Below are 18,864 nucleotides of genomic sequence, written 5' to 3' on the forward strand. Positions count from 1 at the left end.
AGCCTAAGGCCGCTCAGGAGGGGCGCTTCGCACCAATTCCCCTGCCGCGCGGCTCAGATCAGGCCGGCCTCCTCGATGATGTTGACCAGCACCCGCACGCCGACGCCCAGCGCCCGCTCGTCGAGGTCGAAGTTCGGCTGGTGCAGATCGAGCTGCGGGCCGCGGCCGCTCCACACACCGAGTCGGGCCATCGCGCCCGGCACTTCCTCCAGATACCAGGAGAAGTCCTCCCCGCCACCGGACTGGCGGGTGTCGGCCAGCGCGTCCGGCCCGGTCGCCTCGATGGCGTGGGTCAGGATGCGGGTGGCGACCACGTCGTTCACCACCGGCGGCACGCCGCGCCGGTACTGCACCGTGTGTTCCAGGTTCAGCGGCGCCAGCAGTGAGGTGACCGCTTCGGTCACAATGGATTCCAGCGTCAGCCAGGTCTCCCGGCTCGCGGTGCGGATGGTGCCGGCCAGTACGCCGGTCTGCGGGATGGCGTTCGCGGCCATCCCGGCGTTCGCCGCGCCCCACACCATCACCGTGCTGTTGCGCGGATCGATGCGGCGCGACAGCACCCCGGGCACCCCGGTGATCAGCGTGCCCATTCCGTACACCAGGTCACCGGTCAGGTGTGGGCGCGAGGTGTGCCCGCCGTGCGACTGCAGGGTGATCTCGATCTGGTCGGCCGCCGACGTGATGGGTCCCGGCCGCACCGCGACCTTGCCGACGGCCAGCCGCGGGTCGCAGTGCAGGGCGAAGATCCGCGACACCCCGTTCAGCGCCCCGGCGGCGATCGCATCGATGGCGCCCCCGGGCATCAGTTCCTCGGCGGCCTGGAAGATCAGCCGCACGCCGACCGGCAGATCCGGCACCGACGCCAGCGCGAGCGCCGCGCCGAGCAGCACCGCGGTGTGGGCATCGTGGCCGCAGGCGTGCGCGACGTTCGGCACCAGCGAGGTGTACGGCGCGCCGGTGCGTTCGGCCATCGGCAGCGCGTCCATGTCCGCGCGCAACGCGATCCGCGGGCCGACCTCCGGGCCGAAGTCGCACGTCAGCCCGGTGCCACCGGGGAGCAACTTCGGCTTGAGGCCCGCGTCGGCCAGCGCGGTGGCGACGAACTGGGTGGTCTCGAACTCCTGGCGGCCGAGTTCGGGGTGGGCGTGGATGTGCCGCCGCCAGGCCACCAGGTCGCCGTAGTGGGTGGCCAGCCAACGGTCGGCGGCGTCCTGCAGCGTCATCGCACCCGCCTCGCCTGGCGGTCGAGCACGCGGTCCCGCTGCTCGCGCGACTCGGCCAGCGCGACCACCGTGCGGGCCAGCATGGTCGCGCCCTCGACGACCGCGGTGTCGGCACTGGGTCCTGCGGCGGCCGCGGTGAACGCGGGCTGGTGGATCGAGGCGCCGCCGGCGTCGATGCCGATGACCGGATGGATGCCCGGCAGCACCTGGGTGACGTTGCCCATGTCGGTACTGCCCAGCGGCACGGACGCCTCCAGCTCCTGTGCCAGCGGTTCGCGGCCCAGCCGGCGCATCTCGGCGCGGAAGGTCTCGGCCAGCCAGCGGTCGGGGGTGAGCTCGGCGTACGGGGGCGCGGTCTCGGCGACCTCGTGGCGGCAGCCGGTGGCAACGGCACCAGCGGCGAAGCAGCCGGCCATCCGGCCCTCCAATTCTTCGAGCGCCGGGGAGTCGACGGCGCGCATGGTGTAGCGGAGTTCGGCGTGCGCGGGGATGACGTTGGTCGCCTGGCCGCCGTCGGTGACGATGCCGTGCACCATCTGACCGGGCGAGAGCTGTTGGCGCAGAAGCCCGATCGCCACCTGCGCGACGGTGACCGCGTCGGCGGCGTTGATGCCCAGATGCGGCGCGACAGCAGCATGGGACTCACGGCCGGTGTAGGTGACCGACACCTCCGACAGCGCGAGCGATCGTGCCGCGGCGATGTCGACCGGTCCGGGGTGCAGCATCACGGCCGTCGCGACGTCGTCGAACGCACCGGCGGCCAGCAGCAGCGCCTTGCCGCCGCCGGCCTCCTCGGCCGGTGTGCCGATCAGTGCCACCGTGAGCCCGAGTTCATCGGCGACCTCGGCCAGCGCGAGCGCCGTACCGACCGCCGATGCGGCGATGATGTTGTGTCCGCAGGCGTGGCCGATGCCGGGCAACGCGTCGTACTCCGCGCAGATCCCCACCACCAGCGGACCGCTGCCGAAGTCGGCGCGAAACGCCGTGTCGAGACCGCCGAGGGGCGTGGTGACCTCGAAGCCGCGCTCGGCGACCAGGGCCGCCGTCTTGGCGCAGCTGCGATGCTCGGCGAAGGCGAGCTCGGGCTCGGCATGGATGGCGTGTGACAGCTCGACCAGGTCGCCGCGGCGGCGTTGCACGACGTCCTCGACGCGTGACGACGCGGTGGCGGTGGGCATTTCCGCAGTATCTCACTTGAGCTTTGCCCGCGCCGCGGGCGTCGTCGCGGCGCGGGAACGGCAGCTAAGCTCGCCTACCGTGACTTCACCGGACGCGGCCGCAGCCGCCGCGGCGGCCGCGATCGCCGAACGCACCGGTGTCGACGCCCACGACGTCGCGGTCGTGCTCGGGTCGGGCTGGGCGCCCGCGGCCGATGCGCTGGGCGACCCGGTGGCGACGGTGCCGATGGCCGAACTGCCCGGATTCACGCCGCCGAGCGCGCAAGGCCATCGCGGCCAGGTGCTCTCGATGCAGATCGGCGGTCGACGGGTGCTGGTGCTGGTCGGGCGGATCCACGCCTACGAGGGACACGACCTGCGCCACGTCGTGCACCCGGTGCGGACCGCATGCGCCGCGGGCGCCGCGACGGTGGTGCTGACCAACGCGGCGGGCGGTCTCCGGCCGGAATACACCGTGGGGCAGCCCGTGCTGATCAGCGACCATCTCAATCTGACCGCCAGGTCGCCGCTGGTCGGCGCACAGTTCGTCGACCTGGTGGATGCGTATTCACCACGGTTGCGTGCGGTCGCCCGCGAGATCGAGCCGTCGCTGACCGAGGGCGTGTACGCCGGGTTGCCCGGGCCGCACTACGAGACGCCCGCCGAGATCCGGATGCTGCGCACCCTCGGCGCCGACCTGGTCGGCATGTCGACCGTGCACGAGACGATCGCGGCGAGAGGGTGCGGCGCCGAGGTGCTGGCCGTCTCGCTGGTGACGAACCTGGCCGCCGGCATGACCGGGGCACCGCTGAGCCATGAGGAGGTGCTCGCCGCGGGGCGTCAGTCCGCCACGCGGATGGGTTCCCTGCTCGCGGGAGTCATCTCGCGGCTCTGATCGTCGCCGCTGTCCCGGCGGCCGAGTCGCCGACCGAGGCGCACCATCGCGCGGGCGAGCAGCGGCGCCGCGAACAACATGAGCAGCACCCGCAGCACCTGGGCGGCGATGATGAACGTGACGTTGGAGCCGGTCTCGACAGCGGTGGCGAGCACCGCGTAGACGCCGCCCGGACTGGTGGCGAGGTAGCCCTCGAGCGGGGTGAGCGACGTGAAGTGCGCCAGCAGGACGCCGAGACCGGCGGTGCCGACGCCGAGGGCGACGATGAGGCCGACGGCCGTGGGCAGGATCCGGGCGATCGCGCGCAGCGACTCGGTGGTGAAGGCCAGGCCCGCCTGCCAGCCGATCAGCATGTAGGCGACCTGGACGAGCACCACGGGCACCGACAGCCCGAACGACAGCCCGGAGAGCTGCAACGCGACGGTCAGCCCCAGCGGGCCGAGCAGTCCGGCGCCCGGTAGGTGCAGGAGCCTGCCGCCGACGGCGCCGACCACGACGAGCGCGGCCATCATGGCGAGACTGAGATACCAGGGCGCGGTGTCGGCAGGCACGATCGAGGCCGGATGGGACCGGTCGGCCTGGTAGACGAGGGTCACGACCACCGGCATCGAGGCGGTGACCATGGCGACGCGCAGGTACTGCACCACCGACACCACCCGGTCGTCGCCGCCGAGTTCGCGCGCGATGGCGACGAGTCCGGAGGCGCCGCCTGCGACCAGTGCCAGGCTGCCGGTCAGAGGGCTGACGTTGCGGTGCAGTCCGAGCACAGCTCCGGCGATGAGGCTGAGCACCAGGGTGGCCACCACGACCGCGAGCACGATCGGCCAGTCCGCGCCCAGCGTGGCGGCCGCGTCGTGCTGGACCATGGTCCCGATGTAGACGCCGAGGATGCCCTGCGCGGCCACACCGGCCCGGCGCGGGATGCGGGCGGGAGCCAGCGAGGCCAGTGCGAGCACGATCCCGACGACGAGGGCGGCGAACAGCGCGGCGGAGGGCACGTTGATGAGCGTCAGCGGCACCGTCACGCCGACCGTCGCCGCCACCAGGAGCAGCCACTTCAGCGCCCGCCGCATCGCACCTCCTTGTATTCACGCACCGTTCGACATCAAGTATGTCCTTGGTAATACATGATCGCAACACAGCTGCAGTACTCAAATTTCAGCAAAGAACCAAGGTATAACTTGGCTATGGCCAGAATCGATGCCTCCGACACCGCCGCCACCGAACTGCGCGAGGCGATCATGGGCGTGGCCCGCCAGCTGCGCCGGCACCGCCCGGATCACGGGCTCACCCTCAGCCAGATGGAAGTGCTCGGCGAGGTCAGCCGGTCCGGGGTGACCACCCCCGCCGAACTCGGGGCCCGGATGCAGGTCAGGGCGCAATCGCTCACCGACGGCATCAACGAACTGGTCGGCCGTGCGCTGATCGCTCGCAGGCCCGACGACCGGGACCGGCGGCGCCAGTTGATCGAGCTCACCCCGGCGGGAACGGCACTGCTCGAGGCCGACCGCGCGGAGCGCGACGCGTGGTTGCAGGCGACCATGCGCGACGTCCTGTCGGATCTGGAATTCGACCTGCTCATGCTCGTCGCACCAGTGCTCAGGAAGCTGGCTTACACCGACGGTAAATTGGGCACACTTGGCCCATGACTCAGTCGGTGACCTCGACGACCGTGCAAAAGTGGATCGCGCACGACCCCGACCCCGAGACCGCGGCGGAGTTGTCGGCGTGTAGCGAAGAGGAACTCGACGAACGCTTCAGGCGGTCGTTGACCTTCGGCACGGCGGGTCTGCGAGGCCCGCTGCGCGGCGGGCCGAACGGCATGAACCTCGCCGTCGTGCTGCGCACCACCTGGGGTGTGGCACAGGTCCTCGAGCGGCGCGGGCTGGGCGGCACCCAGGTGGTCGTCGGCCGCGATGCGCGCCACAAGTCCGACGAGTTCGCCCTCGCGGCAGCCGAGGTGCTCACTGCCCGGGGCTTCGAGGTGATGCTGATGCTGGCCGCGGTGCCCACCCCGATCGTGGCGTTCATGGTGCGACACATGCACGCCACCGCCGGCATCCAGATCACCGCGTCGCACAATCCGCCGGGCGACAACGGCTACAAGGTGTACTTCGAGCACGGTCTGCAGATCAATTCACCCATCGACGAGGAGATCGAGAGCGCGATCGCCGAGGCGCCGCCCGCAGACGAGATCCCGCGTGCCAAGGTCGAAACCGGTGGGATGGAGGAGATCCGGCACTACATCGCCCGTGCGGCGAACGTCCGCCACACCACCGACGACGTGCGGGTGGCTCTGACGCCGCTGCACGGGGTGGGCGGCGACTACGCGCTCGACGCACTGGTGCGGGCCGGGATCACCGACATCCACGTGGTGGAGAACCAGTTCCAGCCCGATCCCGACTTCCCGACGGTGGAGTCACCCAATCCGGAGGCACCCGGGGCCACCGACGCCCTGCTGGAACTCGCGGCGGACAAGGACGCCGACGTCGCCATCGCGCTGGACCCCGATGCCGACCGCTGCGCCGTCGGCGTCCCGACATCCGATGGCTGGCGCATGCTGTCCGGCGACGAAACCGGTTGGCTGCTCGGCGATTACATCCTCACGCAGATCGATCCCGGGCCAGTGTCGGAGGACGTGCTGGTGGCGAGTTCGGTGGTGTCGTCGCGGATGCTGGCCCGGATCGCCGAGGCTCACGGCGTCCAGCACCTGGAGACGCTGACCGGGTTCAAGTGGTTGGCGCGCGCCGACGATCAGATACCGGGGTCGACCCTGGTCTACGCCTACGAGGAGGCGATCGGCCACTGCGTCGACCCGTCGGCGGTGCGCGACAAGGACGGCATCAGTGCGATGGTGCTCGCGTGCGACCTGGTCGCCGCGCTCAAGGCGCAGGGCCGCACCGTGCAGGATGCGCTGGACGCACTCGCGCGCCGGCACGGGGTGCACACAACCGCCGCGGTGTCGCGGCCGGTGGCCGACACCGACGAAGCCGCCGACGTGCTGACCCGCCTGCGCGACACCCCGCCGGACCGGTTGTGCGGCCACGAGGTGACCGTCACCGACCTGCTGCAGGCGGACGGCCACCAGCGCACCGATGCGCTGGTCTTCACCGGCGGCGACGCCGAGAACTCCGTTCGGGTGGTCGTCCGGCCGTCGGGCACCGAGCCGAAGGTGAAGTCCTACATCGAGGTTCGGGTGTCGTGCCACGACGACGAAGACCTGGAGGCCGCCCGCGGCCGGGCCAGGGAACTGCAGGACGAACTGAGCGCCGTCGCCGGACGGTGGTGAGACCTCAGCGCGGCCCGAACTGGCGGTCGCCGGCGTCCCCGAGTCCGGGCACGATGTAGGCCACGTTGTTCAGTCCCTCGTCGACGGCGGCGGTGTACAGCCGCAGGTCAGGTGCCACCCGCTCGAGCGCGGTCAGCCCCTCCGGCGCAGCCACCACGCAGATCGCGGTGATGTCGACGGCATCGCGGGCCTGCAGCAGGCCGAGGGTGTGCGCCATCGAACCGCCGGTCGCCAGCATCGGATCGAGCACGAAAACCGGCCACCGGCTGAGGTCGTCGGGCAGCGACTCGAGGTAGGGCGCAGGCTCGTGGGTGTCCTCGTTGCGCGCGACACCGACGAATCCCACCCGCGCCTCGGGGATCAGCGCGTGCGCCTGGTCGACCATCCCGAGCCCTGCGCGAAGCACCGGAACCAGCAGCGGTGGATTCGCCAGCCGGTGACCCGTGGTGTCGGCGAGCGGGGTGCGCACCGCGATCGCCTCGGTCTCCGCGTCGCGGGTCGCCTCGTACACCAGCATCAGGGTCAGGTCGCGCAGCGCGGCACGGAACCCGGCGTTGTCGGTGCGCTCGTCACGCATCGTGGTGAGCCGCGCCGCGGCCAGGGGGTGGTCGACGACTCGGACGTCCATCACCGAACCCTATCGGCGATCGCGGCGCCGGGACCGGTGGAACCGGCGGACGGTGCCGGCCGTCGTAATCCGCATGCACGCCGACACCCTGCTCGCCGACACCGGGTCGATCCGCGCCTTCGGTCGCGCCGCCGACGTCCAGGCCGCCGAATTGCTTGCCGCGGCCGCCACCCTCGCGGCCGCTCCGGCGCCGACGGGACTCGGACCGGTCGCCGCGAGTTTCCTGGCCGCCCTCGCCGAGGCGATGTCCGCCGGGTCGCGTGAGATCGCCGCGCTCGGCGAGCGGGTGTCGGCCGGCGCCGCGGCGGCCGACGTGTCGGCGATGAATTACGACGCGGGCGCGCAGCGCGGCGCCGATCGACTGGTCAGGGCGGTCTGACCATGCCGAGCGCGCTGGTCGCGGCGCTGTCGGCGCCGATTCGTGACGTGCGATCGATGGTCGGGCCGGGCTGGTCGGGCGGCGAGCCCACGGCGGTGCTGGACGGCGTGCGCAATGCGCTGACGGGTGTGTCGGCCTCCGTGGGCGGGGCCGCACACGACGTCGCCGGAGTGTGGCGCGGCGCCGGAGCCGACGGGGCGACAGCCTTCACGGCGTCGGTCGTCGCGGCCACCGATGCGCTCGCCGCCCACGCCGAACGCATCGGCCATGCCGCCCTTGACGCGGGTGCGGCGGTCGCCGACGCGCGGGCGCGGCTGGATGCGATCGTGGCCGGGTTCGAGGCCCGTGCCGCCGCACTCGAACCGCATCTCGACGATCCGGGCGTCGCCGAGGAGTTGGTGGCCGAGGCGAGGCGGTCGTTGCGGGAGGCGATCGCGGTGGTCGAGGACCTCCGCGCGCAGCTCGACGCGCGGGCCGCCGACGTGACGGCGCCGTCGGGAGCGCCCGCGCCGACCAGTCCGGCGGGGTTCTCGGCGCCATCGCTTCCGGGGATGGGTGCCGGATTGGGTGGCGGACCGGGTGCGGGTGGCGGCTTGCCGGAGCTGGGGTCCGGGGCCGGGGCGGGTGTGGCGGCGCTGGCGTCGGCGCGCCGCCCGTCCGCCGCGCCGACGCCGGACGCGCGAACCTTCGGCGACGGGGCGGCGGTGCGGTTGCCCGACGGCAGTACCGCGACGGCGCCGAACAAGGTGGCCGCGGACGCGGTGCGCCACGCGCTGACCCAGCTCGGCGTCCCCTATGACTGGGGCGGGACGACGCCGGGGGTCGGCCTGGACTGCAGCGGCCTCACCCAGTGGGCCTACAGCCAGGCGGGGTTGGACATCCCCCGGTTGGCCCAGGAGCAGGACATCGGCGCCGCCGTCGACGCCGGGTCACTGCTGCCCGGCGACCTGGCGGTCTGGGACGGCCACGTGGCGATGGTGGTCGGTGACGGCACGATGATCGAGGCGGGTGACCCGGTGCAGCTGTCGGCGATCCGAACCACCAACGCGGGTCAGGGTTTCCAGGGCTTCTGGCGCCCGACGGGGTGAGCGTCTTCGTCATGCCATCGCGTCGGCGAACGAAGCCGTCAACGGTTGAGCCGGTGCACCGCCGCGGACAGCTCGCCGTACAGAGACAGCTCTGCCCGCAGCGGAGAGAGGACGAACTCCTCGCCCACCGCCTCGACCCGTCGGCCCAATTCGGCGGTCGCGCGCCGCCTGCGACGGGCCGCCCCAACGGCCACGAAAGGTCTGATCAGTACTCGGAGCACCAATCCCGACGCGAGTCCTCCGACGAGCAGCACTGTCGGCCACGCGAACGGCCCGAGTGAGGGCGCGTCGAGACCGATCTGCAGGTACGCGAGCACTGCGAGCAGCCCGAGCCACACGCCGCCCGCGACTGCAGCGGCGAGTAGCGCCCACTGGATCGCCCCGACCAGACGCCACCACCGTGGTGGCCGATTCGTCCCGAGGTCCGCACCGCCGACCGCCCGGTCCAGTGCATCGGGCACCGCCCCGGCTCGTGACTTCGCCGCTTCGAGCAGCATTCGCGGCCATGGCGCCGGTAGCCCGCTCGACGCGGTGTCGGCAAGCGAGCGGACCGCGCTGTCCACCCCCGCCCGCGATGCCGCAGAAGCCGAGGGCAACGAAGTCCGGCGAAGGACTTCGTCCCCAACCCTGGACTGACCTATTCCCAATCGGCGCAACGGATCTGGTCGCAGGTGGTGTATCCACCGCAGCGGCGGCCAGCCAACCGCCGCGAGACCACGCCGCTCATAGGCACGGCCGACGGCACCGACTACGGCGGGAACCCCTGCGGCCCCGGCGAGGGTGCTCTGCAGCCGTCGCTCCGCGTCACGCAGGGCCGGCACCGATCGGGGCGGCGGCACCATTGGCGCGAGCCGTGCTGCCGTCGTGTCCAGATCCGCGCTCACCCGCGCCGTTCGTGCCTTGTGGTTCGCCACGGTCGCGACGAGGAATTCTCGCAACGGCGCGGCCCCATCCGGTGTCACCGCTGACGTCGCGAGCACCCGCACGCCGCCCAGCCCATCCTCGGCCAGCAGGCGGTCGAGGTCGCGCACACAAGCAGCCACGTCGGCGGCGGGCAGGCGGTCCGACTGGTTGAGGGCTACCACCATCACGTCACGGTGTGCGGCCAGCGGGCGCAGGTAATCGTCGTGCAGAACTGCGTCGGCGTACTTCTGCGGGTCCAATACCCAGATGAAAGCGTCGACGAGGCGGACCAGCCGATCCACTTCGGCTCGATGTGACACTTCGGTGGAGTCATGGTCGGGCAGGTCGAGCAGCACCAACCCAGAGAGCTCCGGAGCAGCTGACGCGTCGCCGTGCTGCCGGGACTGGATCTCCAGCCAGTCCAGTAGTTCCGTGGCGCCGTCGGGGCCGAAGACAACAGCTTGGGTGGCGGAAGTGGTCGGCCGCCGAACACCGACCTCGGCAAGCGAGGCCCCGGCGACGACGTTGAACAGCGAGGACTTTCCGCTCCCGGTCGCTCCGGCCAGCGCGATGACGGTGTACTCACCCGACAATCGCAGCCGACTGCCCGCCCGCTGGTCCAGGTCGCGCAGATCCCTCAGGACGTCGTCGGGCAGCCGGCCGGCCCCGAGGGCTACCACCGACGACAGCGCCGCCAGCCGATCGACGAGCGTCACTGCAGCACCGTCGCGACGCGATCGGCGGCCGCTCGCAGTTCGTCACCCGACACCAGTGCCGACGCGGCACCCAGCACGTCGCCATATCGGGCGGCGTCTTGGCGCAGGAGGCCGTCGACTCGAGCCAGTAGTTCGTCACGGGCCTGTCGGGCCAGTCCGCGGACGGCCTGCTCACCGAAGATCGCCTCGAGCACCTTCTGGCTGGCCACTGTGGTGCCTCCGGCCACCGCGATCTCGGCGCCGGTCAGTCCAGCCGTCTGGCTGAAGACCGCGAGCATGACGACCAGACCGGCACCGTTGACGCCGTACGACGCCAATCGCGCCCCCGACCGCTTCGACGCGCCTTCGGTACGGACCAGTTCGAGCACGTATTCCTGCCAGTCGCGGACCAGCCGTTCGACGGCCTCACCAAGCCCGGGGGCCGGCCGGGCCAGCTCGTCGGTCAGTAGCGGTGCACCGGCCTGGTGCCGCGCCCAGCAGCCGTAGGACAACTCAGCAGCCTCCTCGACTGCGGCCCGGATCACGGTCGCGATGCCGGTCTCCAACGCCTCGCCGAGCTCCTCGATCGGAGTGGACCGCCCGGTGACCGCCGCCACCACCCGGTCCCGGACCCGCCCCACCCGCGACTCCAACTTGCGCAGGAACTCGCCCGTGCCGACCACGTCCTGCCAGCGAGCCAGCACCTCGCCGCGCAGCAGCGCGCCGTCGCGAACCGCCTCGTCCACCCTCGCGAGCGCGCTGCTGTACGCCGACGACACGCACGACTCCAGCTGCGTGCGCACCGCGAACTGTCCGTCCGCCGCGTCGGCCAGTGCGTATGTCCGTGGCGGCAGGCTGCGCAGCGCACCGTCGAGCGTGTAGCGCACCACCGCCGCCCGCTGTTCCGAGTCGGCCGTCAAGCTGGCCAGCCACGAGCCGATGGGTGCGGTCGCCTTGTCGCGCAACCGCCCGGCGCGTAAGCCCTGCTCGGCGATCACGAACAGGGGCGCCTCGCGCAAACCGTTTGCCGCCAGCATGTCCGACAGGTGCGCAGCCACATCCCTGATCGCCTCCTGCGGGCAACGATTGAGCACTATGGCGATTGCGGTGCCACGGTCGCGGGCGGTGTGGAGCATCTGCCACGGCACCGCGTCGGCGTAGCGGGCGGCGGTCGTCAGAAAGATCCAGAGATCGGCGGCAGCCAGCAGTGTGGCCGCGAGCTCGCGGTTGGTGCTCACGACGCTGTCGATGTCAGGGGCGTCGAGCAGCGCGAGGCCGGGGCCGATTCCCGGGTGCGGCGCGAGGCGCAGGCCGTCCGGCCCGGACGACCGCGGCAATTGCGGCAGGATCCGGTCATCGGTGAACCAGGCCAGGTCTGACGGGTGACACACGATCACTGGGCCTCGGGTGGTTGGCCGCAGCACACCGGCCTGGCTCACGTCGTCGCCGACCAGCGAGTTGATCAGCGTCGACTTCCCGGCGCCTGTGGAGCCGCCGACCACCGCCAACAGCGGGGCGTCGATGGTGCGCAGCCGGGGGATCAGGTAGTCGGCCAGCTGCCCGGCCAGCTCCCGGCGGTCAGTTTCCGCCGGCCATGCCGACGGCGCCGGCAGCGGAAACGTCGTCCGCCCCAGCACTGCGCCCAGAGCAGCCACCGCGTCGATGAGGTCGACGGCTCCCGTCATCGCTTCAGCCTGCCCTAGGACGTCGCGAAGGCGGGTTGGTTCGCGCCGAAAGGTCCGCCGCCGGCGGTCAGGCCTCGACGACGACCTTGATGCGTTCCAGGGTGGTGCGCATGTCGCGGAGATTGCGGAGCTTGCGCGGATACCCGAGGAACTCGATCGGCCGCAGCAACGGCGACTCGATCGTCCGGAACGACTCGGTCACGTCGGTCCCGTCGCCGTTCGGCGCGAAGGCGTAGTGCCAGTTGTTGACCGCCCGGTCACCGGCAAGCACGGCGAAGCCGAACTCACGACCCGCTTCGCACGCTGTCACCCGGCAGGTCGCCCAGTAGACGGGGCCGATCTCGTTGCGCTTGACGTGGCCACGGAACCGGGCACCCGCCGCCGGACCGCGGGCACCGTCGAGCCATTCGGCTTCGAACACCTCGGGCGAGAACCGCCCGGTGTTGCGGACATCGGCCACCAGAGTCCAGATGTCCATCGCGGGAGCGTTCATGTGGACAGTCACAGCTCCGCGCATCCGCCGAGACTAGCCCGGCCTGCGGGGGTCGGCGGCGGGGACGGAACCTGACGGTTGCCATTGCCGTCTGAACGACATGGACGACTTCGAGGCGACGATGGCCCGGGCGCGGGCGCAGGCCGCGATGCTCGACGGTGCCGCCGAGGCGCTCAGCGACGCCGCGCGGGCCGGGGACGCGACCCGCCTGCTCGAGGCATTGCGCGCCGACCTGGAGCGCTAACCCGGCACGAGCCTCACGACCCGCCAGGGCACGTCGTTAGGCTGTGCCGCATGGCTGCTGACATCGTGCCGGTTCGGCTCGGGCTGACCAAGGGTGATCTGTACACACTGTGGGCTCCTCGCTGGCGGGATGCCGGCGACGAATGGGAGGCGTTCCTCGGTGCGGGCGACGACCTCTACGCCTTCGAGTCGGTGGCCGACCTGGTCGCATTCGTGCGCACGAATACCGAGAACGACCTGACCGACCACCCGGCCTGGACGAAGCTCACCGAGGCGAACGCGCACCGGTTCACACCCGCCGACGACCGCACGCACGACATCGTCGGCGTGCCCGAGGTCGTCGCCGACAAGCCGACCGAGGAGTCGGTGAAGGCGCTGCACGCCACGCTGGCGCTGGTGTCGTCCATCGGCTCGGTGTGTGACATGCCCGCGGTCACCAAGTTCTTCAACGGCAACCCGGTGGTGGGCTCCCTCGGCGGCGGCGCCGAGGCGTTCAGCGGCCGGGCCGGGCGCAAGCGGTGGGGCGAGATCGAGGCGGCGGTGGGGCGCGGCTGGGACGGCGTCCTCGACGCGATCGACGAGATCGTCACCATCCCCGACGTCGACTCCGCGGCCGCCGAGAAGGCCGGGGCCGAGCTGCTCGAGCCCGCGCCCGAGGTGGAGGACGAGGACGCCGCGGCGTCGGTCGAGACCGCAGAGGACGACGACGAGGCCGAGGTGGTCGAGAGCGACGCGCCCGAAGACCAGGCAGGCGGCCTGGTGCTCGGCAGCGACGACGACTTCTGGCTGAAGGTCGGCATCGACCCGGTCCGCATGATGACCCGGTCGGGCACGTTCTTCACGCTGCGCTGTTACCTCGACGACGAGCCGGTGTTCCTCGGCCGCAACGGCCGGATCAGCGTGTTCGGCTCCGAGCGGTCGCTGGCCCGCTACCTGGCCGACGAGCACGACCACGACCTGTCCGATCTGGCCACCTACGACGACATCCGCACCGCCGCCACCGACGGCTCGCTGGAGGTCGCGGTCAGCGACGAGAACGTCTACGTGCTGAGCGGCATCGCCGACGACATCTCCGACGGACCCGACAGCCTGGACCGCGAACAGCTCGAGCTGGCCGTCGAACTGCTGCGCGACGTCAGCCAGTACGCGGAGGACACCACCGTCGAGGAGAAGCTCGGGCCGGGTCAGCCGCTCGGCAAGGTGATCGCCTTCGCGCTCGACCCCGACTCCGCTGACCGCCCGAAGCCGCCGTACGCGAAGGCCGTAGCGCAGTGGGAGGAGCTGGAGAGCTTCGTCGAGTCGCGGCTGCGCGAGGAGTAGCGGTCCGGCGATGACTTCCCGGGACGACGCCGGTCGATAGTGGCATGACCCGATCGATTTCAACGCACACCATCGACGTCCCCGGCGCCCGCCTGTACTACGAGGTGCGCGGCGAAGGTCCGCTGCTATTGGTCATCGGCTCGCCGATGGCATCGGCGGAGTTCGCTGCCGTCGCCGACGCGCTGGCGGACGATCACACCGTCGTCACGTATGACCCGCGGGGTTATGCCGCCAGCACGGTCGACGACCCGGACGCGCCGTGCAGTGTCGAACAGCGCGCCGACGACGTGGCGGCAGTGCTCGACGACCTCGGCGCCCAGACCGCCGACCTGTTCGGCTCCAGCGGCGGAGCGGTCACCGGCTTGGCATTAGCCGCCCGTCGTCCCGGCCGGATCGGCACCCTGGTCGCCCACGAGCCGCCCGTCATCGAACTGCTGTCCGACGCCGAGGAGCAGCGTGCCGGTGCGCGGGCGGTCATCGACACGTTCCATCGCGAGGGCTTCACCGCTGGTTGGGCACACTTCATGCGCAACGCCGGGTTCGAGGTGTCGGTGGACGATGCGCCGCAGCTTCCGGAGGGGCAGTCACCCGACGAGGCCCGTCAGATGGCGAGGTTCTTCGACATCGATCTCCTGCCGACATCGCTGTACCTGCCGGACATCGAGGCGCTCACCTCCGGCTCGACCCGCGTCATCCTCGGGGTCGGCGTCGAATCCGGCGCCCTGATCACCCACCGGACGTCCCTCGCGCTGGCGGAGCGGCTTGGTGCGCCGGTCGCGCAGTTCCCCGGTGACCACGGCGGTTTCATGGGCGCGCCGGCGGAGTTCGCCGATGCGCTGCGCGAGGTGCTGACGTCGTCGCGAGTGTGACCCTCACGACGTCTGAGCGCCGATTCCGTCGTGACGTTCACACTCGGCGCGCGGCTCAGCCGACGAGGACCGCGTAGCGCGGCTTGATGACGTCGTCGATGAGCGCCAGTCGTTCGTCGAACGCGATGAACGACGACTTCATCGCATTGATGGTGAATCGCTCGAGATCGCTCCAGCCGTAACCGAACGCCTCGACCAGTCGCAGCATCTCGTCGCTCATCGTGGTGTCGCTCATCAGCCGGTTGTCGGTGTTGACGGTCACCCGGAACCGTGACCGGGCCAGCAGGTCGAACGGGTGCTCGGCGATGCTGTTGACGGCACCGGTCTGCACGTTGGAGCTCGGACACAGTTCGAGTGGAATTCGCTTGTCGCGCAACAGCCCCGCCAATCGTCCCAGCCGCACCGACCCGTCGTCGGCCACGGTGATGTCGTCGACGATCCGTACCCCGTGGCCGAGCCGGTCGGCGCCGCAGAAGGCGATGGCCTCGTGGATGGAGGGCAGTCCGAACGCCTCCCCCGCGTGAATCGTGAAGCGCGCGTTGTTGCCTCGCATGTATTCGAACGCGTCGAGATGACGGGTGGGCGGGTAGCCGGCCTCGGCGCCCGCGATGTCGAAACCCACGACTCCCCTGTCGCGGAAGCGGATCGCGAGCTCGGCGATCTCACGGGACCGGGCGGCGTGGCGCATCGCGGTGACCAGACACCGCACGGTGATCGACCGGCCCTCGGCGGCGGCCGCCTTCTCGCCGTCGGCGAAGCCGGCCAGCACCGCGTCGACGACGGCGTCGAGCGACAACCCACCGTCGATGTGCAGTTCGGGTGCGAACCGGATCTCGGCGTACACCACGTTGTCGCCGGCCAGGTCCTCGACGCACTCGAAGGCGACGCGGTGCAGCGCCTCCGGTGTCTGCATCACCCCGACCGTGTGGGCGAACGGCTCGAGGTAGCGCACCAGTGATCCGCTGTGCGCGGCGGTCCGGAAGAAGTCAGCCAGGTCGTCGACGTTGTCGGCGGGCAGGTCCGCGTAGCCGTACTGCCCAGCGAGCTCCAGCACGGTGGCGGGCCGGAGACCGCCGTCGAGATGGTCGTGCAACAGCGCCTTGGGTGCCTGCCGGATGTTGTCGATCGTCAACGGCAGCGGTCCGGTCGTCGTCATGGCTCCATCTTCCGCCCGGTCAGGTGATTCGGTCGAGGATCAGTGGGCGGTGCGGCGGTGCGGCGTCGCCGACGGCCCAGCCGCCGTCCAGTTCGGCCAGGGCGGGCCCGAGCCGCTCCGGGGTGTCGGTGTACAGCGTGAACAACGCCTCGCCCGCCGACACCGGCTCGCCGGGCCTGCGGTGGATGTGGACGCCGGCGCCGAACTGCACCTGCTCCCCCGGCGCGGAACGGCCCGCCCCGAGGCGCCACACCGCCAGGCCCACCGCCATCGCGTCGATGCGGCCCATCGTGCCGCCGCGCGATGCCGTGACGGTCTCGGTGTGTGCGCCCAGCGGCAGCGACGCCGACAGGTCCCCGCCCTGCGCGGACACCAGGTCGCGGAACCGGTCCATCGCGGTGCCGTCGCGCAGGGTGTCGGCGGGGTCGACGCCGTCCAGTCCGGCCGCGTCGAGCATCTCGGCGGCCAGCGCGAGCGTCAGTTCCACGACGTCGTCGGGGCCGCCGCCGGCGAGCACCTCGAGCGACTCGGCGACCTCGACGGCGTTGCCCACGGCGCGGCCCAGCGGCACGTCCATGTCGGTCAGCAGCGCGCGGGTGGCCAGCCCGTGCGCGGCGCCAAGGTCGACCATCGTGCGGGCCAGCGCACGCGCCTCGTCCTCGGACGGCAGGAAGGCACCGGAACCCACCTTCGTGTCCAGTACGAGCGCCCGGGCGCCCTCGGCGATCTTCTTGCTCATCACCGAACTGGCGATCAGCGGCAGCGACTCCGTGGTGCCCGTCACGTCGCGCAGCGCGTAGATCTTGCGGTCGGCCGGTGCGAGGTCGCCGGCGGCGAAGATCGCGGCGCCCAGGTCGCAGAGTTGTTGACGGATCTGCTGTTTGGACAGTTCGGCGGAGAAGCCGGGGATCGCCTCGAGCTTGTCCAGGGTGCCGCCGGTGTGGCCGAGCCCGCGGCCGGCTGCCTGCGGGACGGCCCCGCCGCAGGCCATCACGACGGGCACCAGCGGGATGGTGATCTTGTCGCCCACCCCGCCGGTGGAATGCTTGTCCACCAACGCCAATGGCCTGCCGTCACGGCGCAGGCCGGTGAAGTCGAACCGCTCGCCCGAGGCCACCATGGCCGCCGTCCACCTGGCGATCTCGGCGTCGGTCATCCCCCGCAGGAAGATCGCCATCAGCAGGGCGGCCATCTGACCGTCGTCCACACGGCCGCGGGTGTAGCCGTCGATCACCCAGTCGATCGCCGCGTCGGACAGCACGCCGCCGTCCCGCTTGGTCCGGATGACCGTCGGAGCGTCGAATGTGAACTGGGTCACGGGGTTTCCCGGCGGGCCAGGTCGTCGGGGCCGAACGCGTCGGGCAGCAGCTCCCCGAGCGGTCGCGGGCCGCGGGGGTGGTCGATCAGCAGGCCCGGTCCGCCGTGCTCGAGCAGCACCTGGCGGCAGCGCCCACAGGGCATCAGCACCTCGCCGTCCGGGCCCACACACGACAGCGCCACAAGCCGTCCGCCGCCGCTGGAATGGAGGTCGCAGACCACAGCGCACTCGGCACAGAGACCCAGGCCATATGAGACATTCTCCACATTGCATCCGGCCACCAACCGGTGATCGTCGACCAGCGCCGCCGCGCCGACACGGAACCGCGAGTACGGCGCGTAGGCATGCGCCGAGACAGCAATCGCCTTGCGGCGCAACATGTCCCAATCGATCTCAGCGGTCATGCCGGGCCGTCCGAGCCGTTTCTGAATCCATTCCGAACACCTCGTCCCGTAACCCGAAGTCCCAGATAGGGCACCCTAATTTCGCCCTCCTGATCGGGGCATACGGCTACACGCTAGTTCGTTCGTCAGTACAAAGGGGATTAGAGTCGCCCCGAGGTTTGGGGCCCGGATTTCAGGGCCGAGCCCCAGGCGTCCACCGATGGCGTTGGAGGGTCACATGAGTACCGCGACATCACCCGATACGGACATAGCCGCGCCGCGGTCACAGCCGGCGAAACGCCGAACCCTGTACCGCGGCGACCCGGGCATGTGGTCGTGGGTGCTGCACCGCATATCGGGCGCGACGATCTTCTTCTTCCTGTTCGTCCACGTGCTCGACACCGCGCTGGTGCGCGTCAGCCCGCAGGCCTACAACGAGATCATCGAGACCTACAAGTCGCCGATCATCGGCCTGATGGAGATCGGCCTGGTGGCCGCGGTGCTCTATCACGCGCTCAACGGCATCCGGGTGATCTTGATCGACTTCTGGGCGAAGGGCCCGCGCTACCAGCGGCAGATGCTGTGGGTGGTGGCCGGCGTCTTCCTCACCGTGCTGATCGCCTCGCTGGGCGTCATCGGCATGCACATGGCGGAGCGATTCCTGTGACCGGCGAGAACCCCTACGACCACATCAGCGACCGTGGCGGCATCGCCCCGGTGATGCAGCGCAGCCACGACCGGCCTGCCGGGCTGGACAACCCGCGCGCACCGCGCCGCGCCGGTGGCATGCCCAACTTCGAGAAGTACACCTGGCTGTTCATGCGGTTCTCCGGAATCGTGCTGGTGTTCCTCGCGCTGGGCCACCTCTTCATCATGTTGATGTGGGAGGACGGCGTATACCGCATCGACTTCAACTACGTCGCCGACCGCTGGTCGTCGCCGTTCTGGCAGACCTGGGACCTGCTGCTGCTGTGGCTGGCGCAGCTGCACGGCGGCAACGGCATGCGCACGATCATCGCCGACTACGCCCGCAAGGACTCCACCCGGTTCTGGCTGAACACCGTGCTCGCACTGTCGATCCTGTTCACGCTGGTGCTCGGCACCTATGTGCTGGTGACGTTCGACGCGAACATCTCATGA

20 protein-coding genes are annotated in these 18,864 nt (G+C 70.9%); 10 read left to right on the plus strand and 10 right to left on the minus strand.

The genetic code is table 11. The features are described from left to right. Nucleotides 1-53 precede the first annotated feature (53 nt). Together ACPCHZ_RS12365 and ACPCHZ_RS12370 are read right to left on the minus strand one after the other, a co-directional pair. Nucleotides 54-1,223: an amidohydrolase gene (locus tag ACPCHZ_RS12365; RefSeq protein WP_423485014.1), complete on the minus strand. Its 1,170-nt coding sequence runs from the start codon at nt 1,221-1,223 to the stop codon at nt 54-56. Then, complete coding sequence (locus ACPCHZ_RS12370) at nt 1,220-2,401, minus strand: M20 family metallopeptidase (RefSeq protein ID WP_423485015.1); 1,182 nt, start codon at nt 2,399-2,401, stop codon at nt 1,220-1,222. The genes ACPCHZ_RS12365 and ACPCHZ_RS12370 overlap by 4 nt, the downstream gene beginning before the upstream one ends. Nucleotides 2,402-2,480: 79 nt before the next feature. Between ACPCHZ_RS12370 and ACPCHZ_RS12375 the strand changes: the two genes are divergently transcribed. Beyond that, the gene (locus ACPCHZ_RS12375) at nt 2,481-3,275 is read left to right on the plus strand and encodes a purine-nucleoside phosphorylase (RefSeq protein ID WP_423485016.1); all 795 of its coding nucleotides are present in this window, start codon (nt 2,481-2,483) and stop codon (nt 3,273-3,275) included. On the opposite strand, the gene ACPCHZ_RS12380 is transcribed toward ACPCHZ_RS12375, so the two are convergent. Beyond that, nucleotides 3,221-4,348, minus strand: a complete 1,128-nt coding sequence (locus ACPCHZ_RS12380; RefSeq protein ID WP_423485017.1) for an AbrB family transcriptional regulator — start codon at nt 4,346-4,348, stop codon at nt 3,221-3,223. The two genes, ACPCHZ_RS12375 and ACPCHZ_RS12380, sit on opposite strands and share 55 nt — an antisense overlap. 114 nt (nt 4,349-4,462) lie before the next feature. On the opposite strand from ACPCHZ_RS12380, the gene ACPCHZ_RS12385 reads away from it, so the two are divergent. Together ACPCHZ_RS12385 and ACPCHZ_RS12390 are read left to right on the plus strand one after the other, a co-directional pair. Continuing rightward, the gene (locus tag ACPCHZ_RS12385) at nt 4,463-4,924 is read left to right on the plus strand and encodes a MarR family winged helix-turn-helix transcriptional regulator (RefSeq protein WP_423485018.1); all 462 of its coding nucleotides are present in this window, start codon (nt 4,463-4,465) and stop codon (nt 4,922-4,924) included. Then, nucleotides 4,921-6,564 (plus strand): phospho-sugar mutase, encoded by a 1,644-nt coding sequence (locus ACPCHZ_RS12390; protein ID WP_423485019.1) that lies wholly within the window; start codon nt 4,921-4,923, stop codon nt 6,562-6,564. The genes ACPCHZ_RS12385 and ACPCHZ_RS12390 overlap by 4 nt, the downstream gene beginning before the upstream one ends. Nucleotides 6,565-6,568: 4 nt before the next feature. Here ACPCHZ_RS12390 and upp read toward each other — a convergent pair whose 3' ends face one another. After that, on the minus strand, nt 6,569-7,192 hold the full coding sequence (gene upp / locus ACPCHZ_RS12395) for a uracil phosphoribosyltransferase (protein WP_264016313.1): 624 nt from the start codon (nt 7,190-7,192) through the stop codon (nt 6,569-6,571). A 52-nt stretch (nt 7,193-7,244) separates the two neighbouring features. Between upp and ACPCHZ_RS12400 the strand changes: the two genes are divergently transcribed. Continuing rightward, nucleotides 7,245-7,571: a hypothetical protein gene (locus tag ACPCHZ_RS12400; protein WP_423485020.1), complete on the plus strand. Its 327-nt coding sequence runs from the start codon at nt 7,245-7,247 to the stop codon at nt 7,569-7,571. 2 nt (nt 7,572-7,573) lie between these two features. Continuing rightward, nucleotides 7,574-8,659, plus strand: a complete 1,086-nt coding sequence (locus ACPCHZ_RS12405) for a C40 family peptidase (RefSeq protein WP_423485021.1) — start codon at nt 7,574-7,576, stop codon at nt 8,657-8,659. A gap of 38 nt (nt 8,660-8,697) precedes the next feature. Here ACPCHZ_RS12405 and ACPCHZ_RS12410 read toward each other — a convergent pair whose 3' ends face one another. The 3 genes from ACPCHZ_RS12410 to ACPCHZ_RS12420 all read right to left on the minus strand — a co-directional run bounded on the left by ACPCHZ_RS12410 (nt 8,698) and on the right by ACPCHZ_RS12420 (nt 12,459). After that, nucleotides 8,698-10,278 (minus strand): GTPase, encoded by a 1,581-nt coding sequence (locus tag ACPCHZ_RS12410; protein WP_423485022.1) that lies wholly within the window; start codon nt 10,276-10,278, stop codon nt 8,698-8,700. Next, entirely contained in the window at nt 10,275-11,942 is a 1,668-nt protein-coding gene (locus ACPCHZ_RS12415) for an ABC transporter (RefSeq protein ID WP_423485023.1), read from the minus strand. Before ACPCHZ_RS12415 ends, ACPCHZ_RS12410 begins: the two co-directional genes overlap by 4 nt. Nucleotides 11,943-12,009: 67 nt before the next feature. Further along, nucleotides 12,010-12,459 carry an SRPBCC family protein gene (locus tag ACPCHZ_RS12420; protein WP_423485024.1) on the minus strand — a complete coding sequence of 150 codons (450 nt, stop codon included), beginning with the start codon at nt 12,457-12,459 and terminating at the stop codon, nt 12,010-12,012. 76 nt (nt 12,460-12,535) lie between these two features. Here ACPCHZ_RS12420 and ACPCHZ_RS12425 point away from each other — a divergent pair, with 76 nt between their 5' ends. The 3 genes from ACPCHZ_RS12425 to ACPCHZ_RS12435 are packed head-to-tail and all read left to right on the plus strand — an operon-like array spanning nt 12,536 to nt 14,867. After that, nucleotides 12,536-12,679, plus strand: coding sequence for a hypothetical protein (locus ACPCHZ_RS12425; protein WP_423485025.1), 144 nt, complete (start codon nt 12,536-12,538; stop codon nt 12,677-12,679). 50 nt (nt 12,680-12,729) lie between these two features. Further along, nucleotides 12,730-13,998, plus strand: coding sequence for a primosomal protein (locus ACPCHZ_RS12430; RefSeq protein WP_423485026.1), 1,269 nt, complete (start codon nt 12,730-12,732; stop codon nt 13,996-13,998). A gap of 44 nt (nt 13,999-14,042) precedes the next feature. Beyond that, the gene (locus ACPCHZ_RS12435; protein ID WP_423485027.1) at nt 14,043-14,867 is read left to right on the plus strand and encodes an alpha/beta fold hydrolase; all 825 of its coding nucleotides are present in this window, start codon (nt 14,043-14,045) and stop codon (nt 14,865-14,867) included. 55 nt (nt 14,868-14,922) lie between these two features. Here the strand turns inward: ACPCHZ_RS12435 and ACPCHZ_RS12440 are convergent, their stop codons facing one another. The 3 genes from ACPCHZ_RS12440 to ACPCHZ_RS12450 are packed head-to-tail and all read right to left on the minus strand — an operon-like array spanning nt 14,923 to nt 17,745. Next, a complete protein-coding gene (locus ACPCHZ_RS12440; protein WP_423485028.1) occupies nt 14,923-16,023 on the minus strand; it encodes an adenosine deaminase in 1,101 nt (366 codons plus the stop codon). Nucleotides 16,024-16,042: 19 nt separating this feature from the next. After that, on the minus strand, nt 16,043-17,341 hold the full coding sequence (locus ACPCHZ_RS12445) for a thymidine phosphorylase (RefSeq protein ID WP_423485029.1): 1,299 nt from the start codon (nt 17,339-17,341) through the stop codon (nt 16,043-16,045). After that, nucleotides 17,338-17,745 (minus strand): cytidine deaminase, encoded by a 408-nt coding sequence (locus ACPCHZ_RS12450; protein WP_423485030.1) that lies wholly within the window; start codon nt 17,743-17,745, stop codon nt 17,338-17,340. Before ACPCHZ_RS12450 ends, ACPCHZ_RS12445 begins: the two co-directional genes overlap by 4 nt. A gap of 217 nt (nt 17,746-17,962) precedes the next feature. Here ACPCHZ_RS12450 and sdhC point away from each other — a divergent pair, with 217 nt between their 5' ends. Beyond that, a complete protein-coding gene (sdhC, locus tag ACPCHZ_RS12455; RefSeq protein WP_364972145.1) occupies nt 17,963-18,391 on the plus strand; it encodes a succinate dehydrogenase, cytochrome b556 subunit in 429 nt (142 codons plus the stop codon). Between the two features lie 53 nt (nt 18,392-18,444). After that, a complete protein-coding gene (locus tag ACPCHZ_RS12460) occupies nt 18,445-18,864 on the plus strand; it encodes a succinate dehydrogenase hydrophobic membrane anchor subunit (RefSeq protein ID WP_423485369.1) in 420 nt (139 codons plus the stop codon).

This window comes from Mycobacterium sp. NPDC050041, from assembly GCF_049541695.1.
Taxonomy (GTDB): domain Bacteria; phylum Actinomycetota; class Actinomycetes; order Mycobacteriales; family Mycobacteriaceae; genus Mycobacterium.